This is a genomic window from Citrobacter sp. Cc139 (genome assembly GCF_030334645.1).
GTDB classification, from domain to species: domain Bacteria; phylum Pseudomonadota; class Gammaproteobacteria; order Enterobacterales; family Enterobacteriaceae; genus Citrobacter; species Citrobacter werkmanii.
The window spans coordinates 164314-184604 of sequence record NZ_JAOWDM010000076.1 but is presented as its reverse complement, the minus strand read 5'-3'; the positions used below and the strand labels follow the sequence as shown (position 1 = coordinate 184604).

19 protein-coding genes are annotated in these 20291 nt (G+C 53.0%); 9 read left to right on the top strand and 10 right to left on the bottom strand.

The features are described 5' to 3' along the window. The first annotated feature begins 2 nt into the window (after window positions 1-2). On the top strand, window positions 3-662 hold the full coding sequence (gene rluA, locus OGV69_RS10500) for a bifunctional tRNA pseudouridine(32) synthase/23S rRNA pseudouridine(746) synthase RluA (RefSeq protein ID WP_038637129.1): 660 nt from the start codon (window positions 3-5) through the stop codon (window positions 660-662). 173 nt (window positions 663-835) lie between these two features. Here rluA and djlA read toward each other — a convergent pair whose 3' ends face one another. Next, window positions 836-1651: a co-chaperone DjlA gene (djlA, locus tag OGV69_RS10495; RefSeq protein ID WP_003845702.1), complete on the bottom strand. Its 816-nt coding sequence runs from the start codon at window positions 1649-1651 to the stop codon at window positions 836-838. Window positions 1652-1906: 255 nt separating this feature from the next. Between djlA and lptD the strand changes: the two genes are divergently transcribed. The 6 genes from lptD to apaH are packed head-to-tail and all read left to right on the top strand — an operon-like array spanning window position 1907 to window position 8648. Next, the gene (gene lptD / locus OGV69_RS10490) at window positions 1907-4264 is read left to right on the top strand and encodes an LPS assembly protein LptD (RefSeq protein ID WP_069324072.1); all 2358 of its coding nucleotides are present in this window, start codon (window positions 1907-1909) and stop codon (window positions 4262-4264) included. Window positions 4265-4316: 52 nt separating this feature from the next. Continuing rightward, the gene (surA, locus tag OGV69_RS10485; RefSeq protein ID WP_038637121.1) at window positions 4317-5603 is read left to right on the top strand and encodes a peptidylprolyl isomerase SurA; all 1287 of its coding nucleotides are present in this window, start codon (window positions 4317-4319) and stop codon (window positions 5601-5603) included. Further along, the gene (pdxA, locus tag OGV69_RS10480) at window positions 5603-6595 is read left to right on the top strand and encodes a 4-hydroxythreonine-4-phosphate dehydrogenase PdxA (protein ID WP_069324073.1); all 993 of its coding nucleotides are present in this window, start codon (window positions 5603-5605) and stop codon (window positions 6593-6595) included. Before surA ends, pdxA begins: the two co-directional genes overlap by 1 nt. After that, window positions 6588-7409 (top strand): 16S rRNA (adenine(1518)-N(6)/adenine(1519)-N(6))-dimethyltransferase RsmA, encoded by an 822-nt coding sequence (gene rsmA / locus OGV69_RS10475; protein ID WP_005124503.1) that lies wholly within the window; start codon window positions 6588-6590, stop codon window positions 7407-7409. The genes pdxA and rsmA overlap by 8 nt, the downstream gene beginning before the upstream one ends. 2 nt (window positions 7410-7411) lie before the next feature. Further along, a complete protein-coding gene (gene apaG, locus OGV69_RS10470; RefSeq protein ID WP_038637116.1) occupies window positions 7412-7789 on the top strand; it encodes a Co2+/Mg2+ efflux facilitator ApaG/CorD in 378 nt (125 codons plus the stop codon). A gap of 10 nt (window positions 7790-7799) precedes the next feature. Next, on the top strand, window positions 7800-8648 hold the full coding sequence (apaH, locus tag OGV69_RS10465) for a bis(5'-nucleosyl)-tetraphosphatase (symmetrical) ApaH (RefSeq protein ID WP_038637114.1): 849 nt from the start codon (window positions 7800-7802) through the stop codon (window positions 8646-8648). A gap of 90 nt (window positions 8649-8738) precedes the next feature. On the opposite strand, the gene folA is transcribed toward apaH, so the two are convergent. From folA to OGV69_RS10420, 9 genes are all read right to left on the bottom strand, one after another. Beyond that, window positions 8739-9218: a type 3 dihydrofolate reductase gene (folA, locus tag OGV69_RS10460; RefSeq protein ID WP_003018873.1), complete on the bottom strand. Its 480-nt coding sequence runs from the start codon at window positions 9216-9218 to the stop codon at window positions 8739-8741. A gap of 198 nt (window positions 9219-9416) precedes the next feature. Then, on the bottom strand, window positions 9417-11279 hold the full coding sequence (gene kefC, locus OGV69_RS10455; protein ID WP_069324074.1) for a glutathione-regulated potassium-efflux system protein KefC: 1863 nt from the start codon (window positions 11277-11279) through the stop codon (window positions 9417-9419). Further along, window positions 11272-11802 carry a glutathione-regulated potassium-efflux system oxidoreductase KefF gene (gene kefF / locus OGV69_RS10450; RefSeq protein WP_038637110.1) on the bottom strand — a complete coding sequence of 177 codons (531 nt, stop codon included), beginning with the start codon at window positions 11800-11802 and terminating at the stop codon, window positions 11272-11274. The genes kefC and kefF overlap by 8 nt, the downstream gene beginning before the upstream one ends. A gap of 103 nt (window positions 11803-11905) precedes the next feature. Further along, a complete protein-coding gene (locus OGV69_RS10445) occupies window positions 11906-12139 on the bottom strand; it encodes a YgdI/YgdR family lipoprotein (RefSeq protein WP_003018880.1) in 234 nt (77 codons plus the stop codon). A 90-nt stretch (window positions 12140-12229) separates the two neighbouring features. Further along, entirely contained in the window at window positions 12230-13573 is a 1344-nt protein-coding gene (locus OGV69_RS10440) for an MFS transporter (protein WP_069324075.1), read from the bottom strand. A gap of 147 nt (window positions 13574-13720) precedes the next feature. Further along, entirely contained in the window at window positions 13721-14008 is a 288-nt protein-coding gene (gene fixX / locus OGV69_RS10435; RefSeq protein ID WP_000203731.1) for a ferredoxin-like protein FixX, read from the bottom strand. Beyond that, a complete protein-coding gene (locus OGV69_RS10430) occupies window positions 14005-15291 on the bottom strand; it encodes an FAD-dependent oxidoreductase (RefSeq protein WP_069324076.1) in 1287 nt (428 codons plus the stop codon). The genes fixX and OGV69_RS10430 overlap by 4 nt, the downstream gene beginning before the upstream one ends. Window positions 15292-15340: 49 nt before the next feature. Beyond that, window positions 15341-16282 carry an electron transfer flavoprotein subunit alpha/FixB family protein gene (locus OGV69_RS10425; RefSeq protein WP_069324077.1) on the bottom strand — a complete coding sequence of 314 codons (942 nt, stop codon included), beginning with the start codon at window positions 16280-16282 and terminating at the stop codon, window positions 15341-15343. 15 nt (window positions 16283-16297) lie between these two features. Continuing rightward, complete coding sequence (locus tag OGV69_RS10420; protein ID WP_038637105.1) at window positions 16298-17068, bottom strand: electron transfer flavoprotein FixA; 771 nt, start codon at window positions 17066-17068, stop codon at window positions 16298-16300. A gap of 480 nt (window positions 17069-17548) precedes the next feature. On the opposite strand from OGV69_RS10420, the gene caiT reads away from it, so the two are divergent. Beyond that, on the top strand, window positions 17549-19066 hold the full coding sequence (gene caiT / locus OGV69_RS10415) for an L-carnitine/gamma-butyrobetaine antiporter (RefSeq protein WP_069324079.1): 1518 nt from the start codon (window positions 17549-17551) through the stop codon (window positions 19064-19066). A gap of 34 nt (window positions 19067-19100) precedes the next feature. Then, the gene (caiA, locus tag OGV69_RS10410) at window positions 19101-20243 is read left to right on the top strand and encodes a crotonobetainyl-CoA dehydrogenase (protein ID WP_003018898.1); all 1143 of its coding nucleotides are present in this window, start codon (window positions 19101-19103) and stop codon (window positions 20241-20243) included. The last annotated feature ends 48 nt before the right edge of the window (window positions 20244-20291 follow it).

Below are 20291 nucleotides of genomic sequence, written 5' to 3'. Positions count from 1 at the left end.
ACATGGGGATGGAAAACTACAATCCGCCGCAGGAACCCTGGCTGGTTATCCTGTATCAGGATGAGCACATTATGGTGGTCAACAAGCCGAGCGGCTTGTTGTCCGTGCCGGGTCGTCTGGATGAGCACAAAGACAGCGTGATGACGCGTATTCAACGCGACTACCCACAGGCTGAATCCGTACATCGTCTGGATATGGCAACCAGCGGCGTGATTGTAGTCGCGCTAACTAAAGCGGCAGAGCGTGAACTCAAACGCCAGTTTCGCGAGCGCGAACCGAAAAAGCAGTATGTCGCACGCGTATGGGGACATCCGGCGCCTGCCGAGGGACTGGTTGATTTACCGCTGATTTGCGACTGGCCGAACCGACCAAAGCAGAAAGTGTGTTATGAGACCGGGAAATCCGCGCAGACCGAGTATGAAGTGGTCGAGTTCGCGGCGGATAACACCGCCCGGGTGGTGCTCAAACCCATAACCGGACGCTCCCACCAGTTGCGTGTGCATATGCTGGCATTAGGACATCCGATCCTCGGCGACCGCTTCTACGCTCCGCCAGAAGCCCTGGCGTTAGCGCCACGCCTGCTGCTGCACGCAGAGATGTTAACCATCACCCATCCCGCATACGGCAACAGCATGACGTTTAAAGTCCCAGCGGATTTTTAAAACGTTGCTGGGGACGCATTTCGTTTTTGCTGTGTTTCTCTATTTATAGACACAAATCATTCGAGATGCATCGAGGCGGCAAACGAAGAAATCCCCAGGAGCATAGATAACTATGTGACTGGGGTTTCACAGTGCAGCCAACAAAGAGGCAGCTTGAAGGATGCCGTGTATATTTACTTGAAGCCTTTCTGCTCTTTAATCAGCTCGTACGCCTTCTGAATTTCCTGCGCCTTCTGCTTGGCCATCTCCATCATTTCTGGCGGTAAACCTTTCGCCACCAGTTTGTCCGGATGGTGTTCGCTCATTAGTTTACGATAAGCGCGCTTAATGGTGGTCGCATCGTCGGTTGTTTTTACACCGAGAACATTGCAGGCGTCTTCCAGCGTCGGGCCTCGTTGCGCCTGCTGCCAGCCGCCACCACCGGACTGCTGCTGATATCCGCCGCCGAACTGTGCCCCGCCCTGCATCATGCGCAGAAACTGATCAAACTGGGTGCGCGAAATCCCCAACTCTTCAGCAATCACATACAGCACTTCACGCTCGTTAGGGTGCAATGACCCGTCGGCAAATGCCGCCTGGATCTGAATCTCCAGAAACATGCGGATCAGATCGAATCGACCAAAACAGACGCTGCGAAACTGACGCATCTTTTCACGTAACGGGTAATTGTCTGATTTTCCCACCCGGAAGGCGTGTTGCGCGGCAGTACGGGAATCACCGTGCAAATTCATCCGATCCATCAACTGGCTGGCGATATGAATATCGGCTTCCGTGACGCGACCTTTGGATTTGGTCAGATGTCCCATCACCTCAAAAGTGGTGGCAAAAAAAAGCGCCTGGCGTTCACGTTGGTTGGCAAACCACGCCATTTTGCGCATGCGGGCTTTGTCGAACATGTGGCCGACTAACAGGCCCAGAACCACACCCCAGAAGCCGCCGCCCATCATTAAAGCCACGGCTACACCAATTATCTTTCCCCAATACTGCATAGACTCCCCAAATCTTTGTGCTCTCAGCCAGGCTATGTCCCACAATATAAGCTGCTTTTACCGTTTTACGGCTGCGGTCAATTGTGGGACATCGCCTATAATTTGCATTATCATACCTGTCATTCAATGCCGTGCCTAACACCACGGATGCCTAAATGGGCAGGATTAACACTAGCGCAGTGAAGATGAGATAAGTTAGGCTGTGACCGTTTGTCACGCGCGACGCTACCGATGATGGAACAATAAATACAACGTATGAAAAAACGTATTCCCACTCTTCTGGCCACCATGATTGCCAGTGCCCTTTATAGCCAACAGGGCCTGGCAGCCGATCTCGCCTCACAGTGTATGCTGGGCGTGCCGAGCTATAACCGTCCTCTGGTGAAGGGCGAAACCAATGAATTACCCGTCACCATTAATGCCGACAATGCGAAAGGGAATTACCCGGATGACGCGGTGTTTACCGGCAACGTGGATATAGCGCAGGGTAATAGCCGCCTGCAGGCCGACGAAGTTCAGCTTCACCAGAAGCAGGCAGAAGGTCAGCCGGAGCCAGTACGAACCGTCGATGCGTTGGGTAATGTCCATTACGATGACAATCAGGTGATTCTGAAGGGACCGAAGGGCTGGTCTAATCTGAATACCAAAGATACCAACATCTGGGAGGGGGATTACCAGATGGTAGGTCGTCAGGGACGCGGGAAAGCCGACCTGATGAAACAGCGTGGGGAAAACCGTTATACTATTCTGGAAAACGGTAGTTTTACCTCCTGTCTGCCCGGTTCCGATACCTGGAGCGTCGTCGGTAGCGAAGTCATCCACGATCGTGAAGAACAGGTCGCGGAAATCTGGAACGCCCGGTTTAAACTGGGTCCGGTTCCGGTCTTTTACAGCCCCTATTTACAGTTGCCCGTCGGCGATAAGCGCCGTTCCGGTTTCCTGATCCCGAACGCAAAATACTCTACTAATAACTATTTTGAGTTCTACCTCCCGTACTACTGGAACATTGCGCCCAATATGGACGCCACCATCACGCCGCATTATATGCACCGTCGTGGCGGCATCATGTGGGAGAACGAATTCCGCTACCTCACCCAGGCGGGCGCAGGCCTGATGGAGTTCGACTATCTGAACTCCGATAAAGTGTACGAAGATGAACATCCGAAGGATGACAATTCGCGCCGCTGGCTGTTCTACTGGCAGCACTCAGGCGTCATGGACCAGGTATGGCGTTTCAACGTCGACTACACCAAGGTCAGCGACACCAGTTACTTTAATGATTTTGATAACAAATACGGCTCCAGTACCGACGGCTACGCCACGCAGAAATTCAGCGTCGGCTATGCGGTACAGAACTTTGACGCCACGGTTTCGACCAAGCAGTTCCAGGTCTTCGATTCCGCAAACAGTAACAGTTACTCTGCGCAGCCGCAGTTAGACGTCAACTATTACCAGAATGACGTCGGTCCGTTTGATACCCGTATTTATGGCCAGGCGGTCCATTTCGTTAACACCAATGACAACATGCCAGAAGCAACGCGTGTTCACCTTGAACCGACCATCAACCTGCCGTTGTCGAATAACTGGGGCAGTATCAATACCGAAGCGAAACTGCTGGCTACGCACTATCAGCAGACCAATCTGGATTGGTACAACAGTAACCCGCAAAACACCAAGCTGGATGATTCCGCCAACCGCGTCATGCCGCAGTTTAAAGTTGACGGCAAGATGGTATTCGAGCGTGATATGCAAATGCTGGCGCCGGGATATACCCAGACGCTGGAGCCGCGCGCCCAGTACCTGTACGTCCCGTATCGCGACCAAAGCCATATCTATAACTATGACTCGTCCCTGCTGCAATCTGACTACAGCGGCCTGTTCCGCGACCGTACTTATGGCGGTCTGGACCGTATTGCTTCCGCTAACCAGGTAACGACCGGGGTCACATCTCGCGTTTATGATGACGCGGCCGTTGAACGTTTTAATATTTCTGTGGGTCAAATCTACTATTTCACTGAGTCTCGCACTGGCGATGACAACATTAAATGGGAGAATGACGACAAAACGGGTTCGCTGGTCTGGGCGGGAGACACCTACTGGCGCATCTCCGATCGCTGGGGTTTGCGTAGTGGGATTCAGTACGACACGCGTCTGGATAGCATCGCCACCAGCAGCAGCAGTATCGAATACCGCCGCGACGAAAACCGTATGCTGCAGTTGAACTACCGTTATGCCAGTTCAGAGTATATCCAGGCAACCCTGCCTTCTTACTACTCGACGGCCGATCAGTATAAGAACGGGATTTCGCAGGTGGGCGCAGTGGCAAGCTTCCCGATCGCCGATCGCTGGTCGATTGTTGGTGCTTACTACTTCGATACCAACGTGAACAAAGAAGCAGACTCCATGCTGGGCTTACAGTACAACTCCTGCTGTTACGCCATTCGCTTCGGCTACGAACGTAAGCTGAACGGTTGGGATAACACCCAGCAACATGCAATTTATGACAACACGATCGGCTTTAATATCGAACTCCGCGGCCTGAGCTCCAACTACGGTCTCGGCACCAACCAAATGTTGCGTTCGAACATTTTGCCGTATCAAAGCTCTTTGTGATCTGATTAATTTACACGTAATCCGCATTGCGGTTAATTGAAATGGAAAAAGTATGAAGAACTGGAAAACGCTGCTTCTCGGTATCGCCATGATCGCGAATACCAGTTTCGCTGCCCCACAGGTAGTCGATAAAGTCGCAGCCGTCGTCAATAACGGCGTCGTTCTGGAAAGCGACGTCGATGGCTTAATGCAGTCAGTAAAACTTAATGCGGGTCAGGCTGGTCAGCAGTTACCAGACGACGCCACGCTGCGTCATCAGATCCTGGAACGTTTGATCATGGATCAAATCATCCTGCAGATGGGTCAGAAGATGGGTGTGAAAATTTCTGACGAGCAGTTGGATCAGGCTATCGCCAACATCGCCAAGCAGAACAACATGACGCTGGATCAGATGCGCAGCCGTCTGGCACAGGATGGTTTAAGCTATTCGACCTATCGGAGCCAGATCCGCAAAGAGATGACCATCTCCGAAGTGCGTAACAACGAAGTTCGCCGTCGCGTCACCATTCTGCCGCAGGAAGTGGATGCCCTGGCGCAGCAGGTTGGCAACCAAAACGATGCCAGCACCGAGCTGAACCTGAGCCACATTCTGATCCCATTACCGGAAAACCCAACGTCAGAGCAGGTAAACGCGGCTGAAAGCCAGGCACGCTCTGTTGTTGATGAAGCGCGTAACGGTAGCGATTTCGGCAAACTGGCCATCACTTACTCCGCCGATCAGCAGGCGCTAAAAGGCGGCCAGATGGGTTGGGGACGTATTCAGGAACTGCCGGGCATCTTTGCTCAGGCGTTAAGCACCGCGAAGAAAGGCGATATCATCGGCCCTATTCGTTCAGGCGTGGGTTTCCACATCCTGAAAGTCAACGACATGCGTGGTCAAAGCCAGAGCATCTCCGTGACTGAAGTGCACGCCCGCCATATTCTGCTGAAACCATCGCCGATCATGACCGATCAACAAGCGCGTCTGAAGCTGGAACAAATCGCGGCAGATATTAAGAGTGGTAAAACCACCTTCGCGGCAGCAGCAAAAGAGTTTTCTCAGGATCCCGGTTCTGCCAACCAGGGCGGCGATCTGGGCTGGGCTGCAGCGGATATTTTCGATCCTGCTTTCCGCGATGCGCTGACCAAACTCAACAAAGGCCAGATGAGCGCCCCGGTGCATTCCTCTTTCGGTTGGCATCTGATCGAACTGCTGGACACGCGTAATGTGGATAAAACTGACGCAGCGCAGAAAGACCGTGCCTACCGTATGCTGATGAACCGTAAATTCTCGGAAGAAGCAGCGACCTGGATGCAGGAACAGCGCGCCAGCGCATACGTTAAAATTCTGAGCAACTAATGACTCGTATTCAACGCGTTGTCATCACTCCCGGCGAACCCGCCGGGATTGGCCCAGACCTCGTGGTTCAGCTCGCACAGCGTGAGTGGCCCGTAGAACTCGTCGTCTGTGCGGATGCCGCTCTTCTCAGTGACCGGGCAGCGATGCTCGGTTTACCGCTTTCACTCCTCCCCTACTCTTCAGATACTCCAGCCAGACCGCAATCAGCAGGTACGTTGACGCTGTTACCGATTGCGCTACGAGCACCTGTAGTCGCAGGTCAGTTGGCGGTAGAAAATGGGCAATATGTCGTGGATACGCTGGCTCGCGCCTGTGATGGTTGTCTGCAAGGTGAATTTGCGGCGCTGATTACCGGTCCGGTCCACAAGGGTGTAATCAATGACGCTGGCGTGCCGTTTACCGGGCATACCGAGTTTTTTGAAGAGCGCTCACAGGCGAAGAAAGTGGTGATGATGCTGGCGACGGAGGAGCTGCGCGTGGCGCTGGCCACCACGCATTTGCCGCTCAGAGCCGTTGCCGACGCCATTACGCCTGCCCTGTTGCAGGAAGTGATCGGCATTCTGCATCATGATTTGCGCACCAAATTTGGCATTGCCGATCCGCATATTCTGGTGTGCGGTCTTAACCCGCATGCTGGTGAAGGCGGTCATATGGGGACGGAAGAGATAGACACCATCATTCCGGTCCTCGATGCACTGCGTACGCAGGGGATGAAACTAAACGGCCCACTGCCAGCAGATACGCTGTTTCAGCCCAAATATCTCGACCATGCGGATGCCGTATTGGCAATGTACCACGATCAGGGCCTCCCCGTGCTAAAATACCAGGGATTTGGTCGCGGGGTGAATATCACGCTGGGCCTGCCCTTTATTCGCACATCTGTCGATCACGGCACCGCGCTTGAACTTGCGGGTCGTGGGCAAGCAGATGTCGGCAGTTTTATTACGGCGCTTAATCTCGCCATCAAAATGATTGTTAATACTAATGAATAATCGAGTCCATCAGGGCCACTTAGCCCGTAAACGTTTCGGGCAAAACTTCCTTAACGATCAGTTTGTGATCGAAAGTATTGTCTCTGCTATCAATCCGCAGAAGGGTCAGGCAATGGTCGAAATCGGCCCGGGCCTGGCAGCATTGACCGAGCCAGTAGGCGAACGTCTGGACAAGCTCACGGTCATTGAACTGGACCGGGACCTTGCCGCGCGCCTGCAAACTCACCCGTTTTTAGGGCCAAAGCTGACGATTTATCAGCAAGATGCCATGACGATGAACTTCGGCGAACTCGCACAAACGATGGGCCAGCCGCTGCGCGTTTTCGGCAACCTGCCGTACAACATCTCCACGCCGCTGATGTTCCATCTTTTTACCTATACTGATGCCATTGCCGACATGCATTTCATGTTGCAAAAAGAGGTGGTCAATCGTCTGGTTGCAGGGCCAAACAGTAAAGCGTATGGTCGATTAAGCGTCATGGCGCAATATTATTGCAATGTGATCCCGGTACTCGAAGTACCGCCATCCGCATTCACGCCTGCGCCTAAAGTCGATTCCGCCGTTGTGCGTCTGGTTCCTCATGCGACGATGCCGTATCCGGTTAAAGATGTCCGCGTGCTGAGCCGTATTACCACCGAAGCGTTTAATCAGCGCCGTAAAACGGTACGTAACAGCCTCGGCAACCTGTTTAGCGTTGAGGTCCTGACCGAGCTGGGTATTGATCCGGCGATGCGAGCGGAAAATATCTCTGTCGCGCAATACTGCCGGATGGCTAACTATCTGTCAGAAAACGCGCCATCGAAGGAGAGTTAAAGATGATCAATTCGCCCCGAGTGTGCATTCAGGTACAAAGCGTCTACATTGAGGCGCAATCCTCACCTGATGATGAACGTTACGTTTTTGCTTATACCGTGACTATCCGCAATTTGGGGCGAGCGCCTGTGCAGCTGTTGGGGCGTTATTGGTTGATCACTAATGGTCATGGCCGCGAAACCGAAGTTCAGGGCGAAGGTGTGGTTGGCGTTCAGCCCCACATCGCACCTGGAGAAGAGTATCAGTACACCAGCGGAGCGGTAATTGAAACACCGCTGGGCACCATGCAGGGTCATTACGAAATGATCGATGAACAAGGCATCGCCTTTACCATCGACATTCCCGTGTTTCGGCTCGCCGTTCCAACACTCATTCACTAAAACAATAACTATGGCGACATACCTTATTGGCGACGTTCACGGTTGTTACGATGAACTGATCGCCTTGCTGCACCAGGTAGACTTCAACCCCGAACAAGACACCCTATGGCTCACTGGCGATCTGGTCGCGCGTGGGCCGGGCTCTCTGGACGTTTTACGCTACGTGAAATCGCTGGGCGATAGCGTGCGGTTAGTCCTTGGCAATCACGATTTGCACCTGCTGGCCGTATTTGCCGGTATCAGTCGTAACAAACCGAAAGACCGGCTCACACCGCTGCTCGAAGCACCGGACGCGGATGAGTTGCTTAATTGGTTACGCCGCCAGCCGCTCTTGCAGATTGATGAAGAGAAGAAGCTGGTGATGGCGCATGCCGGTATTACCCCACAATGGGATCTGCAGACAGCGAGGAATTGCGCCCGCGATGTTGAAGCCGTATTGTCGAGCGACTCTTATCCCTTCTTCCTCGACGCCATGTATGGCGACATGCCAAACAACTGGACACCGGAACTCACGGGGCTGGCGCGCCTGCGTTTTATTACCAACGCATTTACCCGCATGCGCTACTGCTTCCCCAACGGTCAGTTGGATATGTACAGCAAAGAGTCGCCAGAAGATGCGCCAGCCCCACTGAAGCCCTGGTTTGCCATTCCTGGACCTGTCAGTGAAGCCTATAGCATTGCTTTCGGGCACTGGGCATCGCTGGAGGGGAAAGGCACGCCTGAAGGTATCTACGCGCTGGATACGGGATGTTGCTGGGGGGGAGACCTCACCTGTCTGCGCTGGGAAGACAAACGGTACTTTGTACAGCCATCAAATCGCCATCTGAATCTGGATCCCGGCGAGGCGGTCAACGCCTGATAGTCGTTTGCCGGATGCGGTGCTCGCACCTTATCCGGCCTACATTAGCTGGATGATAAGGCGTTTCGCCGCCATCCGGCACTTACAGTATTAACGACGTTCCAGAATCTCGAAGCAGTAGCTGTGGGAGTTTTGTGCGTCGGCATCGTGAAATTCGCTAAACACCGATTCCCAGTCGTCCGGTTCGTAGTCCGGGAAATGCGTATCCCCTTCAACTTCCGCATCAATGTGTGTCAGATACAGTTTTTGCGCTTTCGGCAGGAACTGCTCATACACGCGTCCACCGCCAATCACCATAATTTCAGGTTCATCGCCGCAGGCCGCTATTGCTTCATCAACAGACTTCACCCACTGCACGCGATCGTCGGTGCCTGGCTTGCTGCTGATGACAATATTTTTACGCCCTGGCAACGGTCGCCCGATGGATTCCCAGGTATGGCGTCCCATGACAACCGGCTTGTTTAAGGTATTACGTTTAAACCAGGCGAGATCGGCAGGTAGGTTCCATGGCATGGCGTTTTCCATACCGATGACGCGATCTACCGCTAACGCCGCAATCAGACTGATCATTGAATGTTTCCCGGATACAAAAAAATTGTCGCCACTATACGGAAAGCGCAATCTTTCGTCGACTGGCGGAAAGAGGATGAGCATGAAAATTTTCCGTTCTGCTGGCGAACCGACCTATTTAAGGTGGTACGCCAGCATTACAGTAGTTCAAAAACAGCCAATTAGCAGTAAAGTTTGCAGAACATCACATTTTTTACTCTATGCTGACGGTTTCACTTCCGGCTCATCGGCGACGTCGCCCGTATGTTTACCTTCATCCGTGCCTTGCCAACCATGGCGTTGAATTAACGATAAGTGTTGGCGATCTTCCGCAATAATTTCACTCAGCATTGCGCTGGTGCGTTTATAAACCGCTGCGCGGGAAATCGCGTCATTTTCCCCTTTCACCATCTCCTCAACCATGAGCATATTGAAGCGGCGGAATACGTCGGCCCGCTCACGCGCTTCATAGCGACCAAGCCCAAGACCTTCCAGCGCCAGACGCCCGGTCTTCAGCGCGCCTTCAAAGGTTTCACGTTCCGGCATTTCCACCCCTGCCTGGCGCAGGCGAATGTAATGATCCACATCGCGCGCGCGGGCAATAATTTGCAAATGAGGGAAATGCTCCTTCACCATTTCGGTTAATTGCAGGCTGGTTTGCGGATCGTCAATGGCGTTAATAATGACTTCAGCTTTAGCCGCCCCTGCAGACTCCAGCAGATCCATCCGGGTCGCATCGCCATAGAAAACCTTCATGCCGAATTTACGTAGCGTTTCGATATGGTCCGGGTCATGATCAAGAACCACCATTTTGACGCCGCTCGACAACAGCAAACGACCGGTAATCTGACCAAATCGCCCAAACCCGGCGATGATCACTCGCGGTTGTTCTTCGTCGATTTCATCCGCTTCCCGCTCTTCACCGGTCGCTGATTTTTCCTGTCGAGTCAAAATCACCAGTAAAATCGGCGTCGCCGCCATCGACAACGCGACAGCCAGGGTCAGCGATTTCGCCCAATCAGGATCAAGCACGTCTGCCATTTGCGCCGCGCCAAACACCACGAAGGCAAATTCACTGCCTTGCCCTAATAATACGGCAAACCAGCGACGTTGCTTATTCGGCACCTGCAACGGTTTCGCTATCAGCCACAGCATGACGGTTTTGATAACCAGGAAACCGACCAGCAGAATAACGATGCGTAATGGGTTATCTACCAGCGTGCCAAAATCGATAGACATCCCCACGCCGATGAAGAACAGTCCCAGCAACAGTCCTTTGAACGGTTCAATATCGCTTTCCAGCGCGTGGCGATACTCAGAACTGGCCAGCAGCACACCGGCCAGGAACGCCCCCATCGCCATCGACAGTCCGACCTCTTCCAACAGCAGACCGAAGCCAAAAACGAGGAATAGCGCGACGGCGCTAAACACTTCCCGCAGGCCTGAACGGGCAACAAAACGTAAGGCGGGACGCGTCACATAGCGACCTAACAGCACCACCAGCACCAGTGCCCCCGCCACCTTAAGCGCAGAGAGCGCAAATGCCCCAAGCGTTGTCGATGCGCCGCTCGCCGCGAGTAATGGGATCATCGCGACCAGTGGAATAGCGGCGATATCCTGGAACAGCAGCACGGCAAATGTGCTGCGTCCGAGTTGCGACACCATCAGGTTACGTTCATTCATCGCCTGCATAGCGATGGCCGTTGAGGAAAGCGCCAGCGTCATGCCGATCAGTTCCGCTACCTGCCAGCGCAGGCCGAGGAACATACAGAACAGACCGATCAGCCCCCCGCAAACCACCATTTGTAATGCACCACCGCCAAACACCGAGGCTCGCAGCTTCCACAAACGTTGCGGATCCAGTTCCAGGCCGATGACAAACAACATCAGCACCACGCCGATCTCGGCAAAATGGAGGATTGATTCGGCATCTGTCACCAGCCTCAAGCCCCAAGGACCGATGATGCACCCGGCGATGAGATAGCCCAGAACTGACCCTAAGCCCAGCCGTACGGCGATGGGGACAATCAGCGCCGCCGAACCGAGGTAAATCAGCGCCTGTATCAGCGTATGACTATCCATGATGCACCTCCTGCCACTCCAGCAGACGCTGTTTATAGTGGCGCGCCTGCGCCTGCAGCGTTTCATCATCACAAATAAACGTACAGTGCATCGCAAACGGCGGCAGCCATTTGAGGCCGCAATATAAAGCCGTTGCCTGTAGGGGCTGAGAAAGTACATCAAAGCCAGGATGAGAGCCGATATCAAAGTGGTTTTCACCGCCGCCGGTCGTCACAGCCCACAGCAGATGTTTACCGTGCAGCGCTGTTCCGCCATGGCCATAGGCCCAGCCGTGAGAAAGGACTTTATCCATCCACAATTTGAGTAACGGAGGCGTGCTATACCACTGCATAGGATGCTGCCAAATAATTAAATCAGCGCGTGCCAACGCATCCTGTTCAGCGGCAATATCGATATTGAAATCGGGGTAGAGCTGGTAGAGCGAGCGGATCTCCACGCCCTCCAGCGTCCTTGCCTGATCAAGCATCCGCTTATTCGCATGCGAATGCTGCGGATAGGGATGCGCATAAATGATGAGAATCATGATTAGCCTGTGTCACTGCATTATTGTAATAACAGTGAGTTTAGTCAGTTAATCCACAGGCTAACAGTCAATATTATTGAGTAGATAAATGGAAAAATCTGAGTTAGTTGTCCAGCTCACTCATATCTTTAACCTGGTCGCGGTTAATCTGCTCCGTCTTACCTGTTTGCGCATTTTTATACGACACCAGGCCAGTATCATCATCCACTTGCGGTTTGCCGTCGGTAACGATGGTTTTGCCATCGGTGGTTTTCACCGCCTGGTTTGAGGAACAACCGGCGACGGTAAACAGAGCTGCTGCAGTAAAAATAGAGGTGATCAGGATATGTTTTTGCATGGTGTTCTCCCTGCTTTTCAGTCGTTTTCAGTGAAATATAGATTAACTGTAGGCTAACTGACTGAGTTACAGGGAAAATACAGAACACTCCTAATAACCTGCCCTGGTCACGGGCTTACTGCGAATCGTCATCTGACTGGTTTGAGACAACGTCAGGCCGCGTGTTTCTGGTGCAAAAGCAATGGACACGAGCAGGCCAATCAGCGAAATCCCGGCCCCCATCAGCATGACATTACTGATGCCGTATTTGCTAATGAACACCGGTAGCGCCCAGGTGGAAACAATGGTCCCGATGCGGCTTAACGACATAATCACCCCGACGGCAGACGCGCGAATATCGGTAGGAAACAGTTCGTTGGGATATAGCCACTGCAGATTCCCCGGACCACCAGAGAAAAATGCGTATACGGCAAAGGCCAGCACCACCAGCCACGCCCCCATATCAGGAATTAACCCCAGTACGGCCAGCGCCAGCGTCATCATAATAAAGCTGCCAATCAACAGCGGTCGCCGCCCCGCGCTATTGAGCCAAAACATCGGCGGAATACACCCCAGCATAAAGCACAAGCTAATCACCACGTTGCCCAACGCGGCGCTTTTCCCGGCACCCAGTCCCAGTAGCCCAACAATCTGCGGGCCAAAGGTATAGATGGCGAACATCGGGATCACCTGACAAGTCCAGATGGCGGCAACAAACAGCACAAACGGGAAATGACGACGATTAAACAGCTGGAGAAAACGCGTCTCCTGCGGCGCTTCTTCGTCGAACACCACCGGTTCGCCGAACAGCTTGATCATCATCGCCTCGCACTCTTTCACCCGCCCCTTACGCAGCAGCCAGCGCGGCGATTCAGGCAGGTCGAAGCGTCCAATCAGGATCAAAATACAGGGGATCACCGCGCTACCTAGCATCCAGCGCCATCCGCCCTCAACATCATACAAACAGTAACCGACCAGATCGGCACAGGTTGCGCCGACATACCACATAGCCGCGATAAAACCGATAGAGAAGGCACGCTGGCGGGTATTGGAAAATTCGGTAATCATCGAGGTGGCGATCGGGTAATCGGCGCCAATCACAATGCCGATCAGCACACGCATCACCAGGAGTTCAATGGGCGAGGTAACGAACATGGTCGCTGCCGATATCACGCCAATGGCGATGATATCGATAATAAACATTTTTCGCCGCCCGACCTTATCAGAAATGTAGCCAAACAACGACGTACCAACAAACAGTCCGGCCAGCGTGCCCGCACCCAGCAAGCCAATCCACTGAGCATCCAGTTTCAATGCTGGCGTGAGTTGTTCAAGCGCCACGCCAATCATTACCAGCACATAACCATCCAGAAACGGCCCACCGCTTCCCCATAGCATTATCCTGCGGTGAATAGAGGTAAATTTGATGTCATCAAAGTTCCTGGGCTGCTGCATGGTGATGTCCTGTTTCAACACGGGCAAAGCGTCATCTGTAGGCCGGATAAGGCGTTTACGCCGCCATCCGGCATTGGCACCACATGATTGCCGGATGGCGATGCTACCGCATCTTATCCGGCCTACGGGTGCACAACCTCGTACTTATTAGCCGTAGCGGAACTCCACGCCAAACGTCCCGCGTGGGTATTCCCATTTTTCCAGCGCCGTATCAAGGCCGAGGATCCGGCACGTTCCGCACTCCAGGCACCCGGCGTAATCAAAACGAACGCTACCGTCGTCCTGCTTTTTATACAGTCCCGCCGGACAGGCCTTAATCAGCACCTCCAGCGCCTGTTTATCAGGATCGGCTTTGAGAATGATGTGTGGGCTATCTTCATCCACATTGAACTTATTGACGCCCAGTTTGACGTCCACATTGACGGGAGATGTCATAATACGGTCACTCCTTTCAGGCCATCTTTCATCAGGTTGATGAAGCCCACTTTCTTCGCATGGCGCAGGATTTTTTTACGCATTGGCACCGGAGCGGAGCCATCCACGGTGAACAGGTCGCGCGCGATACTGACCGCCATTTCGGGATAAGCGGTAAACATGCGGGGATTATCAAGAAAAGCCGGCAGTTTCTGATACATGCGCATATCGCGCATCGGACCTTCGTCCAGATGCTGACGGTATTCACTCAGCGACTGCTTGCTAAAATCGTCGCGCTTCATCGCCGAAAGCACCGTCTTCGCCGCCGCTTCGCCTGCGGATATGGCGAGATCCATACCACGGATGGTAAAGCCGAGGTTCATACACATACCGGCAGCGTCTCCGGCAATCAGTACGCCATCGCCCACCAGTTCAGGCTGCATATTCATTCCCGCCTCGGGTACAACGTGCGCGGCATATTCCACCAGCTTGCCACCAGCGATCAGCGGAGCGACTGCCGGATGCTGTTTGAAATCTTCCAGCATTTGCGGGACCGATTTTTTCGCATCTTTCAGATGATGAAGGCCGCAGACCAGCCCCAGAGAAAGTGTTGTTTCATTCGTATACAGGAAGCCACCGCCCATCAGACCATCGGTTGGCGCCCCGGCAAACAGACAGGCGGCGCCTTCGTTGCCCTGTAGCTGGAAACGATCTTCAATTACCGACTTCGGCAATTCGATCAGTTCCTTCACGCCGACGGCAACATGCGATGCCTCAACACGCTTGGCCATGCCCAGCTTTTCAGCCAGCAGAGAATTCACCCCGTCGGCGAGGATCACGACTTTGGCTTCCAGAATATCGCCATCGGCTTCCACGCCCACGACTTTACCCTCGCGCTGAACGACGTTATCGACGCGAATACCGGTGATCAGTTGCGCCCCCGCCTCTTCGGCCTGCTCCATCAGCCAGGCGTCAAATTTACTGCGCAAGACGGAATAAGAAACCTGCGACGCGGCGGCCTCTTCACCATTGCAGTAGTCGATAGTCATCGCCCCGTTGTCGGTCATAAAGGCGAGTTTTTCGTGGGTAATCATGCGTTCAATGGGGGCCTGATCCGCAAAGCCGGGAATGATGCGTTCCAGGCTATGCGCATACAGACGCCCACCGGTGACATTCTTCGCGCCAGCAGAATTGCCGCGCTCGATAACCAGCACCTGTGCACCTTCGCGAGCAAGCACCAGCGCCGCAACCGAACCGGCCAGACCTGCACCCACGATGATGGCATCAAAGATATCTTCGGACATACGTACTCCTGTCAGCGGCAGGATACCTTCGCATCCTGCCCGAAATGATTTATCGCGCTAAGGCAGCCGTCAGCGCAGGCAGGATCTTCAGCGCATCGCCAACGATGCCAAAATCCGCATACTGGAAGATCGGCGCATTTTTATCTTTATTGATGGCGAAAATCGTCTGCGCGCCGTTGGCGCCGACCATGTGTTGGATCTGCCCGGAGATCCCCACCGCCAGATACAGTTCAGGCTTGAGCATCAGGTTGGAGATACCGACGTAGCGCTCGTGCTCCATCCACTTCTCGTTTTCCGCTACCGGGCGAGAACAGGCCAGCTCAGCGCCAATCGTCTGGCACAGCGCTTCGGCCAGCGAGATATTCTCTTTGCTACCGATACCGCGTCCCACACTGACCACCAGACGCGCTTTATCGAGATCGACGCTGTTGCTCTGACGCGCCTGGGTTGCGGTGCGGGTCACGGCAATGGCCGGAGCCTGCCACTGCACGGTGTGCATCTCACCGCTGCGAGAAGTGTCCGGGTCTTGTGCGTCAAACGTTCCGCTGCTGAGCGTGATCACAGCGAACGGCGAAGCAATGGTTTCTGCCCCTATCGCCAGACCGCCGTAGACCATATGCTTAACCGCCGCTTTTCCATCCTGCAGGGCGACTTCGCTGGCGTCGTTGGAAACCGCAGCCGACAAGCGAAAGCCCAGCTTTGCCGCCAACAGTTTGCCCCGGCGCGTATTCGGCAGCAGCACCGCGCCGCCCTCGCTATGCTGACGAACAGTCTCAGCCATCACATCAGCGTAGTCTTCGATCATGCGGTCTTCTGGTTTGCCGCTGAGCAGCCAGACATGATCCGCGCCCAAATGACATGCTGTCGCGCTATCCGCTTCGTTCAGTACGAACGCGTTAACTTTTTCACCTACAGCCCGCGCGCCACTCATCAGTTCGGGCAGACGAGAAGGGGTATCGCTGAATACCCAGACACTGGAAAATTTGTTCATAACATCCCCTGATAATTAAATGATTTTGCGCAGATTCTCGACAAACGCGGCGATTTGTTCTTCACCGTCACCTTCAATCACCACACGCTGACGCTCGCGCTGCTTCGGTGCGGCAACCTGTTGTGTGGAATACGCGGGTACGCTGTTCAGCCCGATATCCGCAGGCGACCAGACCTGAACCGGTTTTTTCGCCGCGCCAAGAATGGCTTTCATCGAAGGGATTTGTGGAGTGTTGATGTCGGTGGAAACCGCGATCACCGCCGGGAGCGGGATGCTCAGCGTTTCAACTTCATCTTCCAGTTCGCGTTCTACCGTCAGCGTACTGTCGGTAAGAGAGAGGATCTTACTCACGCCGTTAATCGCCGGAACGTTCAGCGCTTCGCCTACCAGCAAACCAACCTGCTGAGCATAAAGATCGGAAGAACCGTCGCCGCAAATAAGCAGATCGAAACCTGATTTTTGCGCCGCGGCGGCCAGCGCGGTAGCGGTGTGTTGCGGCAGCGCCTGCTCAAATTGATCGTCAATCACCACAATCAGTTCATCAGGGCCACGAGAAAGGACATCTTTGCGCCCTTTTGCATTAGTCAGCGCTTTGCCGCCAACGCTCATGGCGACAACCTGAGCTTCTCCCACCTGCTGTTTTAACTGGCAAGCTGCTTCAATTGCATTCAGATCATATTGGCTGATTTTGCCATCCGCTTTGCTGAAATCGAGTGAACCATCAGCATTATTAATCGCAATATCCTGTTCATCAGGTACGCATTTGTAGCAAGTAATTATCTTCATTGCATCTCCAGAAATCATGAAGGAAACGTATTTATATCGGCGGTGTTAAATACAGATATCACGCTCTTTAATTCGGAAATAAAACCTTAATCACCAATATTGAAAATGTCACACATTGAAATTCGTAACTTTCAATAGTGTTACATGCCTCACCAATATTGAAAGAAACACGTCAAATATGAAAATTTTCAATATTGCTTGCTGGTTCAACAATATTGAACGCCAGACACTTAAAAAAGTTAAAAAACCAATGACAACAATATGATTTATAAATAAAAAACAGATATTTCAAGACAAAATAACCAGCACAAAAAAGTGTGATCAAGGTAACAGAATCACGCGAAATGAATACCCATTATGAGTTACTCGTTGAGGTGTCCCAGAGGTTAATAAGTTATCAACAAACCATTAATAATAAATAAACAAACATTCAAAAACGGGCACGCTAAATAAATTTCGTTTTCACACTGGAATTCACTTATGAAAAATGAAAAGAGAAAATCGGGAATTGAACCGAAGGTTTTTTTTCCGCCATTAATAATTGTCGGAATACTTTGCTGGCTAACAGTAAGGGATCTTGATGCCGCTAACGTCGTTATTAATGCGGTATTCAGTTATGTCACCAACGTCTGGGGATGGGCATTTGAATGGTATATGGTCATCATGCTATTCGGCTGGTTCTGGCTGGTTTTTGGCCCCTATGCCAAAAAGAGATTAGGTGACGAAAAACCGGAGTTTAGCACCGCCAGCTGGATTTTTATGATGTTCGCGTCCTGTACATCCGCTGCGGTGCTGTTCTGGGGCTCTATTGAGATCTACTACTATATCTCCACCCCGCCGTTCGGCCTGGAACCAAATTCCACGGGCGCGAAAGAGATAGGTCTGGCGTACAGCCTGTTCCACTGGGGGCCGCTGCCGTGGGCAACCTATAGCTTCCTTTCTGTAGCCTTCGCCTACTTCTTCTTTGTACGTAAGATGGATGTCATCCGTCCCAGCTCCACGCTGGTACCGCTCGTCGGTGAGAAACATGCGAAAGGGTTGTTCGGTACCATCGTTGATAACTTCTACCTGGTGGCGCTGATCTTCGCAATGGGCACCAGCCTCGGTCTGGCTACCCCGCTGGTCACCGAGTGTATGCAGTACCTGTTCGGTATTCCGCATACGCTGCCACTCGACGCCATCATCATTACTTGCTGGATCATTCTGAACGCCATTTGCGTGGCCTGTGGCCTGCAAAAAGGGGTCAAGATCGCCAGTGACGTACGTAGCTATCTGAGCTTCCTGATGCTCGGCTGGGTGTTTATCGTCAGCGGCGCCAGCTTCATCATGAACTACTTCACCGACTCCGTCGGGATGTTGCTGATGCATCTGCCACGGATGCTGTTCTATACCGATGCCATCGGTAAAGGCGGCTTCCCGCAGGGCTGGACCGTTTTCTACTGGGCGTGGTGGGTAATTTACGCCATCCAGATGAGTATCTTCCTGGCCCGTATTTCTCGTGGTCGCACCGTACGCGAACTGTGCTTCGGGATGGTACTGGGCCTGACCGCGTCTACCTGGATCCTGTGGACTGTCCTTGGCAGCAACACGCTGCTGCTGATGGATAAAAACATCCTCAACATTCCGCAGTTGATTGAACAACACGGCGTGGCGCGCGCCATTATCGAAACCTGGGCCGCCTTACCGCTCAGCACCGCCACCATGTGGGGTTTCTTTATCCTCTGCTTTATCGCCACCGTAACGCTGATTAACGCCTGCTCTTACACCCTGGCGATGTCCACCTGTCGCGAAGTTCGCGATGGTGAAGAACCGCCTCTGTTAGTGCGTATCGGCTGGTCGGTGCTGGTCGGCATCATCGGTATCGTTCTGCTGGCACTGGGTGGGTTGAAACCGATTCAGACCGCAATTATCGCCGGAGGATGCCCGCTGTTCTTCGTCAACATTATGGTGACGCTGTCCTTTATTAAAGACGCCAAAGTGCACTGGAAAGACAAGTAATTCTTATTAACCCAATTGATCAAGAGGCTGAAAGATGGATTTCAACTTAAATGACGAGCAGGAACTGTTTGTCGCCGGTATTCGTGAACTGATGGCCAGTGAGAACTGGGAAGCTTATTTTGCCGAGTGCGATCGTGACAGCGTCTACCCTGAGCGTTTTGTAAAAGCGCTGGCGGATATGGGCATTGATAGCCTGCTGATCCCGGAAGAACATGGCGGTTTGGAAGCGGGTTTTGTTACCGTCGCCGCCGTCTGGATGGAGCTGGGACGTCTTGGCGCACCAACTTACGTGTTGTACCAATTGCCGGGAGGTTTTAACACTTTCCTGCGTGAAGGGACTCAGGAGCAAATTGATAAAATCATGGCGTTCCAGGGTACCGGTAAGCAGATGTGGAACTCTGCTATCACCGAACCGGGAGCGGGATCGGATGTCGGCAGTCTGAAAACCACTTATACACGCAAAAATGGTAAGGTTTATCTTAATGGCAGTAAGTGCTTTATCACCAGTAGCGCCTATACCCCGTACATCGTGGTCATGGCGAGAGACGGTGCATCGCCGGATAAGCCTGTTTACACCGAATGGTTTGTCGACATGAGCAAAGCGGGTATCAAGGTCAACAAACTGGAGAAACTCGGTCTGCGCATGGACAGTTGCTGTGAAATCACTTTTGACGACGTTGAACTGGACGAAAAAGACATGTTCGGTCGGGAAGGTAACGGTTTCAACCGCGTGAAAGAAGAGTTTGACCATGAGCGCTTCCTCGTCGCGCTGACCAACTACGGCACCGCAATGTGCGCTTTTGAAGATGCCGCGCGTTACGCTAATCAGCGCGTGCAGTTTGGTGAAACTATTGGCCGCTTCCAGCTGATTCAGGAGAAGTTTGCGCATATGGCGATCAAACTGAACTCCATGAAAAACATGCTGCTGGAAGCCGCGTGGAAAGCAGATAACGGCACTATTACCTCCGGCGACGCGGCAATGTGCAAATACTTCTGCGCCAACGCCGCGTTTGAAGTGGTAGACACCGCCATGCAGGTACTGGGAGGTGTTGGTATCGCGGGCAACCACCGCATCACGCGTTTCTGGCGTGACCTGCGTGTTGACCGCGTTTCTGGTGGTTCTGATGAAATGCAGATCCTGACGTTAGGCCGTGCGGTACTCAAGCAATACCGATAGAACGGCGCAACCTGTAGGCCTGATGAGACGCTCGCGTCGCCATCCGGC